Below are 15,464 nucleotides of genomic sequence, written 5' to 3'. Positions count from 1 at the left end.
GCACGGTCACTACGCTGACGAGCCGGGCCCGCACCGCGACATCGGAGATGCTCCATGGCAGACAGCACCGACCGGATCAAGCAGCTCGTGGCGGACGGCGTCCGCGACCAGGTCTACCCCGGCGCGGTGTGGGCCATGGGAGACGCCGCGGGCATAAAGGCCGGAGGAACCGCCGGCCTCCTCGATCCCGCCGAGCCGGACACCTCGATGCGGCCCGGCACGGTCTTCGACGTCGCCAGCCTCACCAAGATCCTCGCCGTCTGGTCCACCATCGGTGCCCTGTGGGAAGACGACGCCTTCCCGCTCGACGACCCCCTCGGCACCTTCTGGACCGAGGTCAGCGGGCACCCCCTCGGCCAGGTGACCGCCCGGCAGCTGCTGACCCACACCGCCGGCGTACCGCTGCGGGCCCAGCTCAAGAACCTCTACGGCACCGAGCCCGCCACCATCCGTGCAGGCGTCCTTCACGAGGCCCTGCACCGGCCGCCCGGCGAAGCCGTCGAGTACACCGACCGGGCCGCCCTCATCCTCGGCTACCTCGCCGAGCACCTCTCCGGCCAGCCCCTCGACCAGCTCGCCCACACCCGAATCTGGCAGCCCCTGGGCATGACCCACACCCGCTTCGGGCCGCTGCCGACCGAGCTGGCCGCCCGCTGTGCCCCCACCGAGCTCGACCAGGACACCGGCCGCCACCTCAAAGGCACCGCCCACGACTTCTCCGCCCGCCTCCTCGGCGGCGTCTGCGGCATCGCCGGCGCCTTCTCCGTCCTCGACGACCTCGCCCGCTTTTTGCGGTACATGCTCGACCCCGCCACCGCCCCGGCGTCACCCGGGTTCGGGCCGAACTGGGTCGAGGAGTCCCTGACCGTCCAGACCGGCACCCTGGAACCCGTCCGCGGCCTGTTCTGGCACCCTGCCCCCGGCACGGATCCAGCAGACCGCACGTACGTCCATTACGGCTTCACCGGCACCGGTATGTGGATCTCCCCTAAACAGGGCACCTGGGCCGTCCTGTTGACCAACAAGCTCTACTACACACGTGACCGCGAGCCCCTGACCAGCATCCGCAACGCCTTCCGGGGGTTGGTCTTCGGCTGACGGATACCGCACCGGCTTCGCGGCGGACGGGTAGTTCCGGCCAACCCATCGAAGCCTCGCACTGGCCGAAAGCACTACCCGATCGACGGAACGACGTTCTGCGGCTCACTGTGCTCCCTGGTCCGTCGCCTCTCCTCCTGTCCATCGCTGCGAGGCTGTGTCTCAATCTGCTCGCTGTGAGACCAGATGCTTTCGGACGACCGAAGTGGATTCGGTTGCCGCAGGCAGGCGATCAACCCACCCTGGGCTGGCGAATATGCCGCTGGCTCTGCAAGGCAGGGGGAGGAACATGGGGGAAGCGCTCGACATCATGCAGGTGGCTACGGGCGGCGCTGGAGTGCTCGTCGCGGAGATGGTCAAAAGTGGGTGGGAGCTGGTTCGTAGCACCATGGTCCGCTTCTTCCAGCGAGGCGGCGACGAGGTCGCCGAACAAGAGCTACGACTGCTTGATGCCGCCCAGGCGCGGCTTACCAGCACCGCGGAGAGCGAGCGGGCGTCCATTGTGGAATCGCTGCAGCAGCAACTGACGATCCAGCTGGCAGCCTTCCTCCAGAAGCATCCTGATGGCGCGGCCGACTTGCAGGCCCTGATTGACCAAGCGGAACAGTCTGGTGATGGTAGAGCGAGCATCAACGCGCACCACAACACCAACAGCCAGGTGGTAATTTCCGGTGGCTCCATCTCTGGGGGCAGCTTCACCTACCAGCCCCCGCGGAGCGAGAAGTGAGCGAGGAACTGCCTCCCGCACCTACACCGCCTCCCCCTCCTGCCCCACCCGCACCCCCACAGGCAGGCGAGATGAAGGTCAGCGTCCAGCACAACGACCGCTCCCAGATCATCATCGCCGCGGGCCCGGTAACCATGACGGGGAAGCAACTGCTCACCGTCACCGACATTCCCAAGGCGGAACTCGATGTCGTGCGACTGGCATGGGTGCGTGTCGGCCCGCACGACGAAACAGTCCCCACAGCCACCGATGCGGTGCACCTGCTCACCAACACTGGACCCGCTCTTGCGGTCATCACCGGGCCAGCTGGATACGGCAAGCGCACTGCTGGCATCAGAGCCTTGTGGGAGGTGGCCAGGGCGGAGCGGACCAGCGATAAGTCGCTGGAACTGAAAGAGATCCAGCCGGACTGGGTCGACCCGAGTGCTCCGGACATCTCCACGCTGCCTGACAACCCGGGAACCGGCTACCTCCTGGACGTTGCATCAGAGATCGGTTCATGGACGAATCGGGACCGTGCAGCCAATTCATTGGTGAGTCACGCAGAGAAACTACGGAACAGGGGCTCATACCTCGTTGTCATCGTCGATGAGCACGAGTGGCCGGAGAGCGAATCCAGCAGTCTGTCGCGCGTAGTCGTCAGTGCAAAGGTCAAGCCATCTCCTCACGGCGTGGCGCAGGCTCACCTGCGTCATATTCATCGCAAGCCGGAACGCGAACACTGGCTCAACACCACACCGAGCTCAGCCGGTGGCATCGGCGAGGCCAGCCGCCTACTGACTGAAAGCAGCAGCCCTGCGGATGCTGCCCGCTTGGCCTCCATTCTCGCGTCGGTCGACGAATCACGAGAGGGACTCGAGACCGCCAAGGCCAGGTTCCAGCAGTGGAAAAAGCAGGTCACCGACGTATTCAAAAATACTGAGGACAACGCGGACGACCGCGCCCTGCTCATCGCGTCACTCTTCCTCAGCGGAGAAGACGCACTCAACATTCAACGTGCTGCCCGGATGCTCTTGAACGAACCTCAAGACCGGAAGGTAAGGGCCATCCTGACTGGCCCGGACCTCACCACACGTTTTGAAGGCGTCGGTGCCAAAATAGCCGGACGCCAGGTCACATTGGACCATCGACCGGGATACGCACGAGCGATCTTGCTCCACCTATGGCACCAGCGTCCCGACATCCACACCCACTTGCTGACCTGGCTCGATGCAATCACGGCGTCCGGACAACCAGGGGCAGCCCGGCTGGGGCCGATAAGCGAGCTCCTGGTCCAACTGGCCATGGCCGAGAACGACATACGGGTCGTCGAACAGATTCAGGCGTGGGTCGATAATGGCAACGACCGCAATGAGCACCGCGATTTGATTGCCCGCGTGCTCACCACCGCAGCCAAAGCAGACGCGCTGGGGCCGGCAGTTCGTGCGCGGCTTCTGGACTGGGCACAAGATCGCAGTACATCGGTCGCGACCGTCGTGGCGCTCGTGTGTCGGGGTGAGTTTGCCGACCACTTCCCACGGCAGGCACTTGTACGCCTTCGTCACATCCTCGATCGCACCAATCGAGACCTCGCCGTGGAGACAGCAGAAGGAGCGTTGCGCAGCATTGCTGCCCGTGAGGGTCAGCTGCCCCGTGTGTGGGCGACGGTCATCAAATGGGCCACTGAGCACCACCACTTGGCGGGACACCGCGCGTTTCTCTCTCTCCTCGACCCGCAGGTGGACCCGTTTGTACTCCAGGTCCTGATGGCGGCCGCGGAGCAAAAGTCGGATGTCAAGGACGCTCTGATCAGCGGTTGGAACGCGGCCCTTGTGGATCCCCGCGTGAATGCCGAATCTAAGGCGCTGCTGACGGCCTGGGCACATGCCCGTGCAGACGGAACGGTGCCTCGGGATCTGATAACAGATATCCTCAAGCAAGTCGTAGCGCGCCACATGCTCACCACGCCGATTGCCGCACTCGTGGCCGGTGAGCCAGGAGTTGCCTACGACGAGGCCGTGATCGATCTGCGCAAAGAACTACAAATGGGCATGGGCCTGGCGATCTCACCGATCGGCGAGCCGCCACGGGAGAAGTGACCCGTGCTTTCCACACGATGGTCGCGGCGCCGAGCACGATGGGCGTTGCGGCGCGGCCTGGCCCGCATCGAAATTCGGTTGCCCAGCGCCCACCCTGGCATTGGCTTCACCGCACGGATCGCGGCAACCGTCATGACGGAGCCGCCGTACCCAATAAGCGTCGCCGAGGTCACCAGCAGGATCCGTTCGGTCTTGAGACAAGCGGCCTGCGACATCGCCAAAGACTGTGATCCGGCCGATCTCGCCACGGCCGCTGACATCTGCGAAGACCATCTGCGTCAGGTCCGCTTCCTGCCAACTACACCCCGAATCGAGTTTCATGCCAAGGTCACCCTGAGCCTGCTTCCCGACGATCAAATGGCCGTTGCTGCAGTGCTTGCAGCACAGCGTCGGCAGGCCGTTGCCGATGCAGTGCGGCTACAGCGAACCAAGGCTTTGGCCGAGGAGCTGGCCGATCCAGCTGCTGTACTGGTGCGCTGGACTGAGCAAGACGCAGTTGATTGGAACAACCCTCCGAGCGTCGAGAAGGTCAAGGCGTTTGCCGAGGCGCTCAGTAAATTTCGGCCGAGGCATGGCAGGGCTGTCGAGTTTGAAGCGGTCGAGGTGGTCAGGGAATTCCTCGATACATTTCCCGACCTTGCCCAAAAGCGCATGCTCTACGGTCTCTTGGCCGCGAGCATGCTTCGTGCAGGGCGGCCGGAGCATGCTGCCAAGGCTGAAGCGCTTCTCGATGCCCATTCCATCCCCGAGCCAGATGGCGCTTCGTAACCACTGATGGCCTCGCCCTGGAAATGGGGGAGGCCATCAGCAGGGTGCACGGGGTGCCGCGCCCGGGCGTCTATCGGCGTTGACGGTGCTGCAGTTCGGTGGGCGCCAGGAGTGTGACTGGGAGTTGGTCCGTTCGGGTCTGCTGAGCGGATGTCGTGGCCGTGGTGGTTGAGCGTCGGCGGGCTGCTTCGGCGCGGCGGTTGGGCACGGGGTTACGGGCCGTGTGCTGGATGCGGGTGATCAGGACGCGGGCTGGTTGGCGGGCGGTGGTCAGTTCACGTTGGGTGGCGGCTTCCTTGAGGAGCTGGTGGGGTTTGTGGCCGCCGGCTTCGGCGTCGGCGAGGACGGTGGCGAGGGCGGGCCAACTGGGGTCGGTGAGGATCCGGTTGGCGTGTTCGGGGATGGCGGCGCGTACGTCGCTGGCCAGGGTGCGGCTGGTTTCCTCGTTGGGGCGACGGGCTTCGAGTTCGATGAGCGTGGGGATGATGGCAGCGTCGGCCGCTGCCTGAAGGTGATGGACGGCTCGGCGGGCTGCATCGGCCTGATGGGCGTGGCCCTTGGCCTCGTGCCAGCGTGCGGCGAGGATGGCGGCCCAGACCAGGGCGGCGACGAGGGTGGCAAGCGCGCTGCCGTCGGGGCCGGTTGCGGTGTTGACGATGTCGCGTGCTGCGGTGCGCAGGGTGTGGGCGGCTCGGTCTTCTGCCCGGATCTGGGATCGCTGAGCGCGGGCGAATTCCCTGCTGGCTGCATGTAGTTGGGCGCGCAGGTCGGTGGGGGCTTTCTGGGCGGTGGCTTCGATCAGTTCGCCGAGGGCGGTGATGTGTGCCTGGGTCCGCGCGTCACCACCGTCGCCGGTTGTGGTGTCGGTGATCTCGGTGTGGAGGGTGTCGAGGGCCTCGGTGGCCCGTTGCCAAGGGGTGCTGGGCCGGTTGCGGCGTGCGGTGGGGTGTTCCTCGGGTGCGCTGGTTTCCAGGCGGGCTTTGAGTTTGGGCAGGGAGAGGTCGGGGGCGATCTTCCCGCCGGGGTAGTAGATCTGTTCGCCGTCTTCGTTGAGGTCGCCGGGGCGGCCGACGGCGTAGCCGAGAAGGTCTCCGGAGGGGCCGCGCTTGGGCTTGACTTCGATGCCGTCGGCTTCGAGGTAGGCGAGGAGTTCCTCGGCGGTGCCGGTGTGGGGGATGGCGGCGCGGATGCGGTCTTCGAGCCACTGCTGGCTGGTCTGTTCCCAGCCCATGCGCTTGGCCTTGTGCATCTCGGCCTGGGTGGGGCGGCGGGTGCCGGTGCGGTCGCCCTTTTTCAGGCGGCGCAGGCCGTAGTCCTTTTCGATCTGGCGGCATTCGTCGCCGACGCGGATGCCGCTGTCGTGGAGTTTGGGTCGGCGGCCGTCTTCGCGGACGGTGGTGGCGAGGATGTGGATGTGGTCGTCGGCGTGGCGTACGGCGATCCAGCGGCAGGCGAGGTCGTCACCGGTGGGGGCGATGCCGGCGGCTTGGACGATGCGCTGGGCGATCTCGCCCCATTCGGTGTCGGAGAGGTAGCGGTCTTCGGGTGCGGCGCGGACGGGGCAGTGCCAGACGTGGTCGGTGATCTTCTTGCCGAACTCGCTGTTGCGCAGGTGGACGGGTTCGTCGAGGTAGCGGGCGAGTTCGGTGAGGGTGGCGTTCTCGTCGCGGCCGGGGTCGGGCATGCCGAGCATCGCGAATCCCGCCACGATGTGCGGGTCGAGGTGTTCGTCCTGGCGCCCGGGGCTGTAGAGGTAGGCCAGGAGGCCACGGGTGTTGGAGCCGGGCGATTTTATGGCGGCGATCATGCGGCCAGGTCCTCCGTTGGGTCGGCGGGCTGGCGCAGGGCTTCGGCGATCACGGTGAGCAGCTGGTGGAGTTCGTCAAGGTGCTGGCGGAGGTCGGGTGGGGTGTGGTCGCTGTTGAGGGCGCGGGCGATCTGGTTGACGTTGACGCCGATGCGGTTGAGCTGGCGCAGGACCTGGGCGCGGAAGATGTGGGTGCGGCGGCGGTCCTCGGACAGGGGCAGGTTGGCGGTGAACCGGCCGGTGATGAAGGCGAGGACGACGTCGGCGGCAAAGCCGGACTTGCCCTTGTAGCCGTGCTCGGTGGCCGCCTCTTGGAGGCGGCTGTCCTCGTCATCGGTGAAGAGCATGGGGCCGACGCGGACGGTGCGCTTGGTGCCGGTGAAACGGCGGATCGTGGGCTGGACGCTCTTCACGGTGGGCTCGCCGGCTGCGGTCTCGGCGGAGCGTACGGGGCGGAGGACGGCTTGCTGGGCGGCGTGGAGGGTGTCCGGGTCGGGGCCGCCCTCGGCCCCGGCCTCCTGGTCCTGCGCCCCCTGGCGCTGGGCCGTCTCCGCCACCCCCGGGGCGGGGACCCCCGAAGTCCGGCCTTGAGTCGGACTCGGGGTACTACTGGCTCCGCCAGGGGCAGCCCGTCCGAACGCACGCCGCAAACGCCCTATCAGCGTAGGCGACTTCGTTAGCGGCGTCGGCTCGTCGCGGCCATCGTCGGGATGGTGCGAGTCGTGCATCACAGGTGGTTCTCCGGGAAGGGAAGGACAGAGGGCGGGCGGACGGCGGAAGGTCTGGCGGAGTGTGAGGGTGGCGTCGCCTTGTCCACAGGTGGGGATAGGCGGATGCCGGGCGGGCCGGTGGTCGGCGGGCCGGGTGACCGGAAAAGGTTTCCGGTCACCCGGCAGGGCGGACGGTCAGCCGCTGGCCGAAGCGGTGCCCGCCTTCGCTTCGAGTTCGGGCTTGAGGATGTTCATCACGTCGGTCACCCGCTCGCTGGCGATCGTCAGGCCCTTGTCCTTAACGGCTTTCCGGAGAAGGTCCCGGGTGAGTTTGCCGTGCTCAGCGGCGGCGATTCGGCCGATCTCTACGAGTTCCTCGATCGACGCGCTCGCCGGTCGGCCACCGCGCGGCTTGCTCTCCGCAACCTCGGACGGTGGTTCCGCCAACCGGTCGGATACGGCGGCTGGTGGCCCCGTGGGCCGGACGGACTCGGCCGGCGGCTCCGCAGCCTGGACGGGTTCGGCCGGTGGTTCGGCGGGCTGGGCGGATGTGGTGACCGGTGGTTCCGGCACCTGCGTGGAGCCTGGTTCCGGGCGGTCGGCAGGTTGATCGATGAGCTGGTGGATCTGGCGCATCAGCACGCCGAAGGCCAGCATCGCGGCGGTCGGGGGAACCGCGGCGACCACGTAGTCGAGGAACGGGACGGTGGCGGCGTTGCCCGTGCCGTTGACCCCGGCGACGTTCAGCGCGATGGAGCCGACCGCTCCGGCAGCTGTCAGGGCTATGGCCCAGGCGTCGGTGACCCGGCGCAGGCCCGCGCGGAGCATGAGCAGTTCGCCCGCGACGATGAATGCGTCCAGGGTTGCCGGCCATGTCCAGCGGCGGACCGGTGACGTTCCCAGCCCGTGTTGGCCAGCGACGTCGGCCAGGTGCGCGTAGGAGAGCCAGAACGCACCAGCGGTCAGAGCGACGATGACGGTGCTGGCCGCGATGAGCGCGTACTGCTCGGCAGCCCGCTTGGCGATGGCTGGCTGCCCGTCGCCAGGCCGGTTGCCCGGCGTCGGGTGGTGCGGTGGGTGGTGGATGGATTGGAGGGTCAAGCGGGGTACTCCTGTGGTGGCGGTGTGGTGCGTCTTGGCCGTTGCAAGCGCAGGTCAGAGCGGGTACGGCAGCGGCCTCGGGCTTCCGTCCTGGCGGGCTTCGCTGGCGTCTCGGTCCTGTCGCCAGGGGGCTCAGGCGGTTCGTCGTGCCTGGGCCCCGGCTCGGGGTGGCCCTGTCCGGTCAGGACGCCCGTTGCGTCTTCCGTCCCGGCGGACAGGGCTGTGACCTGCGCTGATACGGCAAGGACGCCTAGGACGGCGCAAGACGGATCTGGACAGGCAAGCGCGCCGGTGCTGATCGCGTTGCCGTCTTGGCCCCGGTTGCCGTCTTGGCCGTATGCCGTTTGACCTGCGAGATCACGGCAGGGACGGCAAGGACGGCAACCAGGGGCGGCGTGGGGCGGTCAGCCCTCGCTGTGGGCGGGGTCGGCGCCGACGGGGTGGACGGTGGGGCAGTACCGGCGCCAGGCGTCGAGGAACTTGTGGCGCATGTACCCCTTGCGCTGGGTCCGGTCGGCCATGCGCACGTTGCCGGAAGTGATATCGAACTCGCGCAGCATCCTGCCCAGCTCACGGGCGGTCAGCCCGCCGCGTCCCCACTCGGCCCACGGGCTCTCGGGATCCTGGCGCAGGTGGTGGAGGAGTTCCTCGGTGGACAGGCTGTCCACCTCACGCTGGGCGACGAAGACCCGGCGGATGTCGGCGAGGATCCGCGCCCCGCTCGGGTGATCCTCCTCGGCCGCCGCTTCGGCGGCGACCATCCGCGCGCACGCGACCCGCACCAGACGCGGCCAGCACCCACCGGCCAGATCGGCCACGATGACCAGGGGCTCCCAGGTATCCGCCGCGCGGTCCTCGACCGGCATCTCCGGCTCCAGGTTCGCGGCCTCGTCCACCAGCGGCCTGGCCCACGCGGCGATACGGCCGCGCAGATCATGCAGGGCCGGGATGTCGCGGCGAGAGCGGAAGGGCTTGACCTTCTCGCCCTCGGCCCGGCGCCGCATGCGGATCACCACCGCCCGGTCCATGACCGTGTCGGGCAGATCACCGATCCCCGCGATCGCCGCCATGGCGAAGGTGGCGAACCGGTGCGGGGTGTGGTCGTTGCCGACCACCCGGGTCACGTAACGGTTGCGCTGGTGACCGGCGTTGAGCAGGCCACGCATCTCCTCGTTCTTCTCCGCCTGCTTCGGCGTGCCGAAGATGGTGTCCGCCTCGTCCACCAGCAGCGTGGGCGGATCCTCCTCCTTGATCGACCGGAAGATGGCCGCCGGTGTGGTGTTGATGGTCAGCATCGGATCGTGGACCGTCTCGGTCAGCACGTCCAGCAGCCGCGACTTGCCGCACCGCTTCGCCGGACCCACCACCGCCAGACGCGGCGCGTGCTGCCAGGCGGGCTGCAGATGTGTTGCCGCCACCCACAGCGTCACCGCGTCCAGCGCTTCCGGCGAGGGCGGGATCACGAACTTCGCTATCTGCTCACGCAGTTCATCCAGCAGCGCCGAGCCTACGGTCGGCTCCCCATCCGGCACCGATGTCTCGAACGCACCGAGCGGCGTGGTGTGCTCGGGTTCGCGCGGGGCGGGCTTGCCCGGCACCGCGACCGGCGGCCGAGCAGCGGCGAAGGGTGCGGGTGCGGAATAGGGCGCGGGGTTCTCAGGTTGCACTGGGCGGCTCCACTTCTGCGGCGCCGGGCATGCAGGCCCAGCGGCGCGGATCGTTCGTTGGATGCGGGCGACGGGGTTTCCCGGGCCTCCGGCGTGGCCGCGCCGGAGGCCCGCTCTGTTCCGTTTCGGAACACACGCTCTGTCCCGAATCGGGACAAGGGATTTGTTCCGTTTCGGAATGCTCGCGTCGTTCCCTGAGGGAACATTCGCTTTGTTCCCCGAGGGAACGCTTGCGCCGTTCCCTGAGGGAACACGGACAGTACGTCCGCCCCCGGCAGCAGTCCAGCGTTTCTGTGTCAGCTCAGCGCAGAAACGCCTGCTACGCTGCCGCCCCTTCATGCCGCCAGACCCAGCAGCTGCAGCAGATCCGCGGTCACCACCCGGTAGGCGTTGCCCAGCCGCAGCACCTTGCACGGGTACTGGCCCCGCTTGGCCAGCTCGTACCCCTTACTCCGCCCCAGCCCCAGAGCTCGATTGCTTGTGTCCAGGTCAATTGCTACGGGGAGGGTCAGCAGCTCATCCCGGCTCATCCCCTTCGACTGCCCCGTCGCCGTGTCGTCGCGCATGCAGTGCGCCCCCTTTCATGCAGCCCTCGGCGAACGCGGTCATCACGTTCGGCTCCAGGCGTCACAAACCAGGATGGCCAAGCTAATGTGTCGACATGACACAACACGGATTTGATGATGGAAGCGACGAAGACGACGTCCCTGAGTGGGCGGACCGGATCAAGGCCAACGTGGCCGGCGAAGTGCGGCGCAGAAGGAAGGAGATGGGATGGAGCGCGCAAGAGCTGGCCGACCGGTGCGAGGAACTCGGGCATCCCATCCCGCGCAACGTCATCGCCAACATGGAATCCGGGCGCCGGGCCAACCTCCCTCTCGTGGACGTCATGGTCCTGGCCGCCGCCCTGGAGACGTACCCGGTCTGCCTGATCTTTCCGGTCGGATACGTCGAGCAGACCCAGGAACTCCCCTTCCAGAGCCTTGTGTCCACCTGGAGGGCCCTGCGCCGCTTCACTGGCGAGGAGGAGGTACCGGGCTACGACGCCGGCTTGGTCCCGCACTTCGAGCATCACTCCAGCCTCGTCCGCACCGCCCTCACCGCGCTCGAAGAAGAAGAACGGGCGCGATTCGCGGCAAGGACAGCCACCAGCCGCGCCGAGAAGGAAGAAGCCGAGCGCCAGCGGGCCAAGTACGCCGACCAGGTCATCTCCGCCAAGTACAACCTGCGCTACCTCCGCCGCGACCTCCGCGAGGAGGGAGCCACCCCACCCTCTCTGCCACCCGCACTGGGCGACGTCGACCCACCCGACCCCGAACCCAACACCACCCAGGAGGAACGCCCTTGAAGGGTTCAACGCACCGCCGCTGCTACTGCCGCGACCCCAAGACCGGCAAGCCGCTCGGCAAGAAGTGCCCCAAACTCGCCAGCCGCAAGCACGGCTCCTACTCCATACGTCAGGAGCTCCCGCCCCGCGAAGACGGCACCCGCCGCTCCTTCAGCCGCGCCGGCTACGAGAACCTCAAAGCCGCCCAGGCCGACCTCGACCACGTCCGCGCCCTCCTGAGCCTGGCCGACGCCGACGACGCCGAAGGACTGGCCCAAATCGCCAAGCTGCTGGAGACGGTGGCCGACGAGAAGGCCCCGCTGCCGGACGTCGAGGCGACCCGGCGTCGTCTCAGCCACGGCCTGGACCTGACCAGCCGACTCACGGTCGGGGAGTGGCTGGACATGTGGCTGGCTGGCAAGAAGGGGCGGCAGAGTGCCATCAGCCGCGATGAGAGCAACATCCGGGTCCATCTCAAGCCTCACATTGGGCACTTGCGCATGGACCGCCTTCGTGTGGCCCATCTCTCGGAGATGTTCGAGGCCATCGCCGAGGCCAACGTGGAGATCGCAGAGGGCAACGCCGCACGGCGCAAGGCGTTCGAGGATCTCGCCCGGATTCCCTGGAAGGGGCGCGAGCACCGTGCCCGGCGCAAGGCGCTGAAAGCGGCTATTGCAGAGATGGAGCCCTATCGCCGCATCGTGGGCCCGGCCACCCGCCAGCGTGTCCGCTCCACCCTGCGTGCCGCGCTCAACGCCGCGATCGCCCAGCAGCTCATCACCTTCAACCCGGCCGCCCACGTCGAGCTGGAGGCGGGCAAGCGCCCCAAGGCGCTGGTGTGGACCGAGGAGCGCATCCTCCACTGGAAGCGCACCGGTGAGAAGCCATCGCCGGTGATGGTATGGACTCCGGAGCACACCGGCCTCTTCCTCGACCACGTCGCGGAGGACCGCCTGTACGCGCTGTTCCACCTGATCGCGTTCCGCGGACTGCGGCGGGGTGAGGCGTGCGGACAGAAGTGGACCGACATCAACCTGGACGCCGGGCTCATCACCGTCGCCAAGCAACTCGTCGTGGACGGCTGGGAGGTGTACGAGGACGACCCCAAGACCGACGCCGGCGCCCGCACCATCGCGTTGGATTCCGATACGGTCCAGGCCCTCCAGCGGCACCGCGCCCAGCAGGACAAGGACCGAAAGGAGTGGGGGAGCGCCTGGGTGGAGACCGGCCGCGTCTTCACCAAGGAGAACGGCGAACTGCTCCACCCCGCCAACGTCACACGACGGTTCGTGGAACTGTACGAGGAGATCGGTCTCCCACCGGTCCGGCTCCACGATCTCCGCCACGGTGCCGCGACGCTGGCCCACGCGGCCGGGGCCGACCTGAAGGACATTCAGGAGATGCTCGGCCACTCCTCGATCACCATCACCGCCGACACGTACACGAGCCTCCTTCCCGAGGCCGACCTGGCGATCGCCGAGGCCGCGGCTCGCCTCGTACCGCGAGCGCGTATGACGCCAGGTACCGACGGGACCGAAGACGCGGCGGAGCCCGACGATGTTGAGGAGCCCGCAGCGGAGCCGGTGCCAGATGGTGCTGAGCGATCCGCAGAAATATCGGGGTCTGGCGACCCGTCCGCTCACGCACCGCTCACGCAAACGGCCCCGGACGAGAAGTCCGAGGCCGAATAGAACCCCTCCCTGGGAAGAAACCCCAGGTCAGCGCGTTACCACGAAGTGCCCCCGGGCAGATTCGAACTGCCGACACCCGCTTTAGGAGAGCGGTGCTCTATCCCCTGAGCTACGGAGGCGCAGGCCACCCGGTTGGTGGCCGGAGGTCAGCCTACCGGGTTCCGGGGGGCGCTGGGGAAGGGGTTGCCGGTCTCCGGGGTGGTGGGGTCAGTGGGCGCGGATGTCGTGGGTGGTGCCTTGGGTGATGGCCTGGAGTTTGTCCGGGTTGGCCACGTTGTGGAGGGTGGTGATGCGGCCGGTGGCGTCGAAGTCGAAGGTGAGGGTGGCGATCACGCGGTCGGGGGCGGAGAAGACCACGCCGGGGCCGCCGTTGATCTCGGTGAGTTCGGCGCGCATCTCGGCAGGGGAGACGCCCTGGTAGGTGACGGTGCCAATGGCGGCGAACCAGGCGGCGACGGTGGCGGCGCCGGTCACCGGGCGCATGGCCTGGCGGACCTTGCCGCCGCCGTCGGTCCACAGGGTGACGTCCGGGGACAGCAGCTCCAGCAGGGCGTTGAGGTCACCGCCGAGCGCGGCGGTGAAGAACCGCTCGGTGACCTCGCGCTGCCGTGACCGGTCCGCGGTGAAGCGCGGCCGCCGGGCCCGGACATGTTCGCGGGCGCGGTGCGCGGCCTGCCGTACCGCGGCCTCGGAGCGTTCCACCGCCTCGGCGATCTCGGCATGGCTGAAGTCGAAGACCTCTTTGAGTACGAACACCGCGCGCTCCAGCGGGCTCAGGGTCTCCAGGACCACCAGCATGGCCATGGAGACGGATTCGGCGTCCTCCACGGTCTCGGCGGTGTCGCCGGTGGTGAGGATGGGCTCCGGGAGCCAGGGGCCGGCGTAGACCTCGCGCTGGTGGCGGGCGGAGCGCAGGCGTTCCAGGGCCAGGTTGGAGACGATCCGTGCCAGATAGGCCCTGGGGTCGGCCACTTGCGAGCGGTCGGCGGCCGACCATTTGAGCCAGGCGTCCTGGACCGCATCCTCGGCGTCGGCCGCGCTGCCCAGGACGCGGTAGGCGACGGAGAACAGCAGGCGGCGGTGCTGGTGGAAGACCTGCTGGTCAGGGTCGAGGGAGGAGGGCGCGGGGCGGGTCATCGGGGGTTCCGGGTGCGGGTGAAGCGTCCGCCGTGGGGCCAGAACGCGCCGGAGGCGGGCATCTTCTTCATTCGGCCGTAGGTCGGCCAGGGGGCTGCGGTCACCGCCTCTTTGTACCGGGCCGCCAGTCGGCCGGTCAGATACAGACGGCGCGGGCTGTCGTCGGGGTGGGTGAACTGCACCACGGCGTCCTGCCGGCCCAGGCTCACGGGGGTGTGGTAGTAGCCGAAGCGGAAGGGCTTGGGACGACGGCCGCTCAGGGCGCGGAGGATGGAGAGCGCGGCGTGTACGCCGGTGGGCATGCCGCCCTGGCAGGTGCCGTGCATCACGCCGTAGCCCTGGCGGATCGCGGCGGCGTCGCCCACCGCGTACACCTCCGGGTGCGAGACGGACCGCAGGGCGTCGTCGGTGACGATGCGGCCGTGCGCGTCCACGGTCAGGCCCGCGGCGGCGGCCAGCGGGGACATCCGGACGCCGCTGGTCCATACCACCGCATCGGCGGCGATGTGCTCACCGTCGGACAGTTCCACGGCGTCCGGCAGCACCTTGGCCACCTCGGTTCCGCTGCGGACGCGTACCCCCAGGCGGTCCAGGGCGGTGCGGAGGTAGGTCCTGGCCCCGGGGTGCAGGGTGGCGCCCGGTTCCCGGCGGCCCAGCAGCAGGACGTCCAGGTGCGGGTACCGCTCGGCGATCTCCGCGGCCGTCTCCACTCCGGTCAGCCCGCTGCCGCCGATCACCACCGTGCCGCGGTCCAGCCGCGCCAGCCGGGCGGCCAGGAGACCGGCGTCCTGGACGGTGTTCAGGGTGTACGCATGGTCCTCGGCACCCGGCACCGAGACCGTGTCGGTCACGCCGCCCAGGGCGTAGACCAGGGTGTCGTAGGGCAGGTCGTGGTCGTCGTCGATGCGTACGGTCCTGGCCTCGGTGTTCAGCGCGGTCACCCAGCCGCGGACGAAGCGGGCGGCGGTTCCGTCCAGCAGGCCGGGGATGCTCAGCGGGGCGGTTTGCCGTCCGGTGGCCGTCATGGGCAGCCGCAGCCGCTCGGTGAACTGCTCCTGGGCGTTGACCAGGGTGAGGTGTATGTCCTGGCGGCGCTTGGTACGGGCCGCGAGCTGGATGGCGGCGGCCAGGCCGGCGTACCCCGCGCCGAGGATCAGGACGCGGTGCGGGGCGGGGGGGTCGGGGGTGGGCAGGAGGCTCATCGGTCCGCCGTTCGTCGTGGTCGGTGATTGACGACCAGGGGATGGGGGGCGGGGGCTCCTGTGTGACATGGGCTGGATGTGAGGTGGGGCACATCGGTGGACGGGGCTGGGCGCGGGCCGTCCATGACCGGCCGGGCCCACGCGGCGGAGC

General features: G+C 68.4%; 13 protein-coding genes and 1 tRNA gene. 6 read left to right on the top strand and 8 right to left on the bottom strand.

Annotation, left to right across the window (positions count from 1 at the left end; translation table 11 throughout):
* The first annotated feature begins 54 nt into the window (after window positions 1–54).
* From CV755_RS20115 to CV755_RS34290, 4 genes are all read left to right on the top strand, one after another.
* Complete coding sequence (locus tag CV755_RS20115) at window positions 55–1,098, top strand: serine hydrolase domain-containing protein (protein WP_109281579.1); 1,044 nt, start codon at window positions 55–57, stop codon at window positions 1,096–1,098.
* 289 nt (window positions 1,099–1,387) lie between these two features.
* Entirely contained in the window at window positions 1,388–1,825 is a 438-nt protein-coding gene (locus CV755_RS20110) for a hypothetical protein (RefSeq protein WP_109281578.1), read from the top strand.
* A 71-nt stretch (window positions 1,826–1,896) separates the two neighbouring features.
* Window positions 1,897–3,903, top strand: coding sequence for a hypothetical protein (locus CV755_RS20105; protein WP_153068715.1), 2,007 nt, complete (start codon window positions 1,897–1,899; stop codon window positions 3,901–3,903).
* Between the two features lie 3 nt (window positions 3,904–3,906).
* Entirely contained in the window at window positions 3,907–4,671 is a 765-nt protein-coding gene (locus tag CV755_RS34290; protein WP_153068714.1) for a hypothetical protein, read from the top strand.
* 70 nt (window positions 4,672–4,741) lie between these two features.
* On the opposite strand, the gene CV755_RS20095 is transcribed toward CV755_RS34290, so the two are convergent.
* The 5 genes from CV755_RS20095 to CV755_RS20075 all read right to left on the bottom strand — a co-directional run bounded on the left by CV755_RS20095 (window position 4,742) and on the right by CV755_RS20075 (window position 10,522).
* Complete coding sequence (locus CV755_RS20095) at window positions 4,742–6,478, bottom strand: relaxase/mobilization nuclease domain-containing protein (RefSeq protein ID WP_109281575.1); 1,737 nt, start codon at window positions 6,476–6,478, stop codon at window positions 4,742–4,744.
* A complete protein-coding gene (locus CV755_RS20090; protein ID WP_109281574.1) occupies window positions 6,475–7,035 on the bottom strand; it encodes a MobC family plasmid mobilization relaxosome protein in 561 nt (186 codons plus the stop codon). Before CV755_RS20090 ends, CV755_RS20095 begins: the two co-directional genes overlap by 4 nt.
* A 348-nt stretch (window positions 7,036–7,383) precedes the next feature.
* On the bottom strand, window positions 7,384–8,289 hold the full coding sequence (locus CV755_RS20085; protein WP_422070572.1) for a DUF2637 domain-containing protein: 906 nt from the start codon (window positions 8,287–8,289) through the stop codon (window positions 7,384–7,386).
* A 404-nt stretch (window positions 8,290–8,693) separates the two neighbouring features.
* Window positions 8,694–9,956 carry a DUF3631 domain-containing protein gene (locus CV755_RS20080; protein WP_109281573.1) on the bottom strand — a complete coding sequence of 421 codons (1,263 nt, stop codon included), beginning with the start codon at window positions 9,954–9,956 and terminating at the stop codon, window positions 8,694–8,696.
* Window positions 9,957–10,291: 335 nt separating this feature from the next.
* On the bottom strand, window positions 10,292–10,522 hold the full coding sequence (locus CV755_RS20075; protein WP_109281572.1) for a hypothetical protein: 231 nt from the start codon (window positions 10,520–10,522) through the stop codon (window positions 10,292–10,294).
* A 95-nt stretch (window positions 10,523–10,617) separates the two neighbouring features.
* Here CV755_RS20075 and CV755_RS20070 point away from each other — a divergent pair, with 95 nt between their 5' ends.
* Window positions 10,618–11,304 (top strand): helix-turn-helix domain-containing protein, encoded by a 687-nt coding sequence (locus CV755_RS20070; protein ID WP_109281571.1) that lies wholly within the window; start codon window positions 10,618–10,620, stop codon window positions 11,302–11,304.
* A complete protein-coding gene (locus tag CV755_RS20065; RefSeq protein WP_109281570.1) occupies window positions 11,301–12,974 on the top strand; it encodes a site-specific integrase in 1,674 nt (557 codons plus the stop codon). Before CV755_RS20070 ends, CV755_RS20065 begins: the two co-directional genes overlap by 4 nt.
* 46 nt (window positions 12,975–13,020) lie before the next feature.
* Here CV755_RS20065 and CV755_RS20060 read toward each other — a convergent pair.
* From CV755_RS20060 to CV755_RS20050, 3 genes are all read right to left on the bottom strand, one after another.
* A tRNA-Arg gene (locus CV755_RS20060) sits at window positions 13,021–13,093 on the bottom strand.
* Window positions 13,094–13,181: 88 nt separating this feature from the next.
* A complete protein-coding gene (locus tag CV755_RS20055; protein WP_109281569.1) occupies window positions 13,182–14,111 on the bottom strand; it encodes an RNA polymerase sigma-70 factor in 930 nt (309 codons plus the stop codon).
* Window positions 14,108–15,313 carry an NAD(P)/FAD-dependent oxidoreductase gene (locus CV755_RS20050; RefSeq protein ID WP_109281568.1) on the bottom strand — a complete coding sequence of 402 codons (1,206 nt, stop codon included), beginning with the start codon at window positions 15,311–15,313 and terminating at the stop codon, window positions 14,108–14,110. The genes CV755_RS20055 and CV755_RS20050 overlap by 4 nt, the downstream gene beginning before the upstream one ends.
* Window positions 15,314–15,464 lie beyond the last annotated feature (151 nt).

The organism is Streptomyces orinoci (assembly GCF_003121295.1).
GTDB lineage: Bacteria > Actinomycetota > Actinomycetes > Streptomycetales > Streptomycetaceae > Streptomyces > Streptomyces orinoci.
This window is presented reverse-complemented; position numbering and strand designations above follow the sequence as displayed.

Coding starts and splice junctions, on each gene's coding strand:
- CV755_RS20110 (WP_109281578.1), top strand. CDS start 1,388: ATGGGGGAAGCGCTCGACATCATGCAGGTGGCTACGGGCGGCGCTGGA.
- CV755_RS20070 (WP_109281571.1), top strand. CDS start 10,618: ATGACACAACACGGATTTGATGATGGAAGCGACGAAGACGACGTCCCT.
- CV755_RS20095 (WP_109281575.1), bottom strand. CDS start 6,478: ATGATCGCCGCCATAAAATCGCCCGGCTCCAACACCCGTGGCCTCCTG.
- CV755_RS20115 (WP_109281579.1), top strand. CDS start 55: ATGGCAGACAGCACCGACCGGATCAAGCAGCTCGTGGCGGACGGCGTC.
- CV755_RS20075 (WP_109281572.1), bottom strand. CDS start 10,522: ATGCGCGACGACACGGCGACGGGGCAGTCGAAGGGGATGAGCCGGGAT.
- CV755_RS20050 (WP_109281568.1), bottom strand. CDS start 15,313: ATGAGCCTCCTGCCCACCCCCGACCCCCCCGCCCCGCACCGCGTCCTG.
- CV755_RS20105 (WP_153068715.1), top strand. CDS start 1,897: ATGAAGGTCAGCGTCCAGCACAACGACCGCTCCCAGATCATCATCGCC.
- CV755_RS20055 (WP_109281569.1), bottom strand. CDS start 14,111: ATGACCCGCCCCGCGCCCTCCTCCCTCGACCCTGACCAGCAGGTCTTC.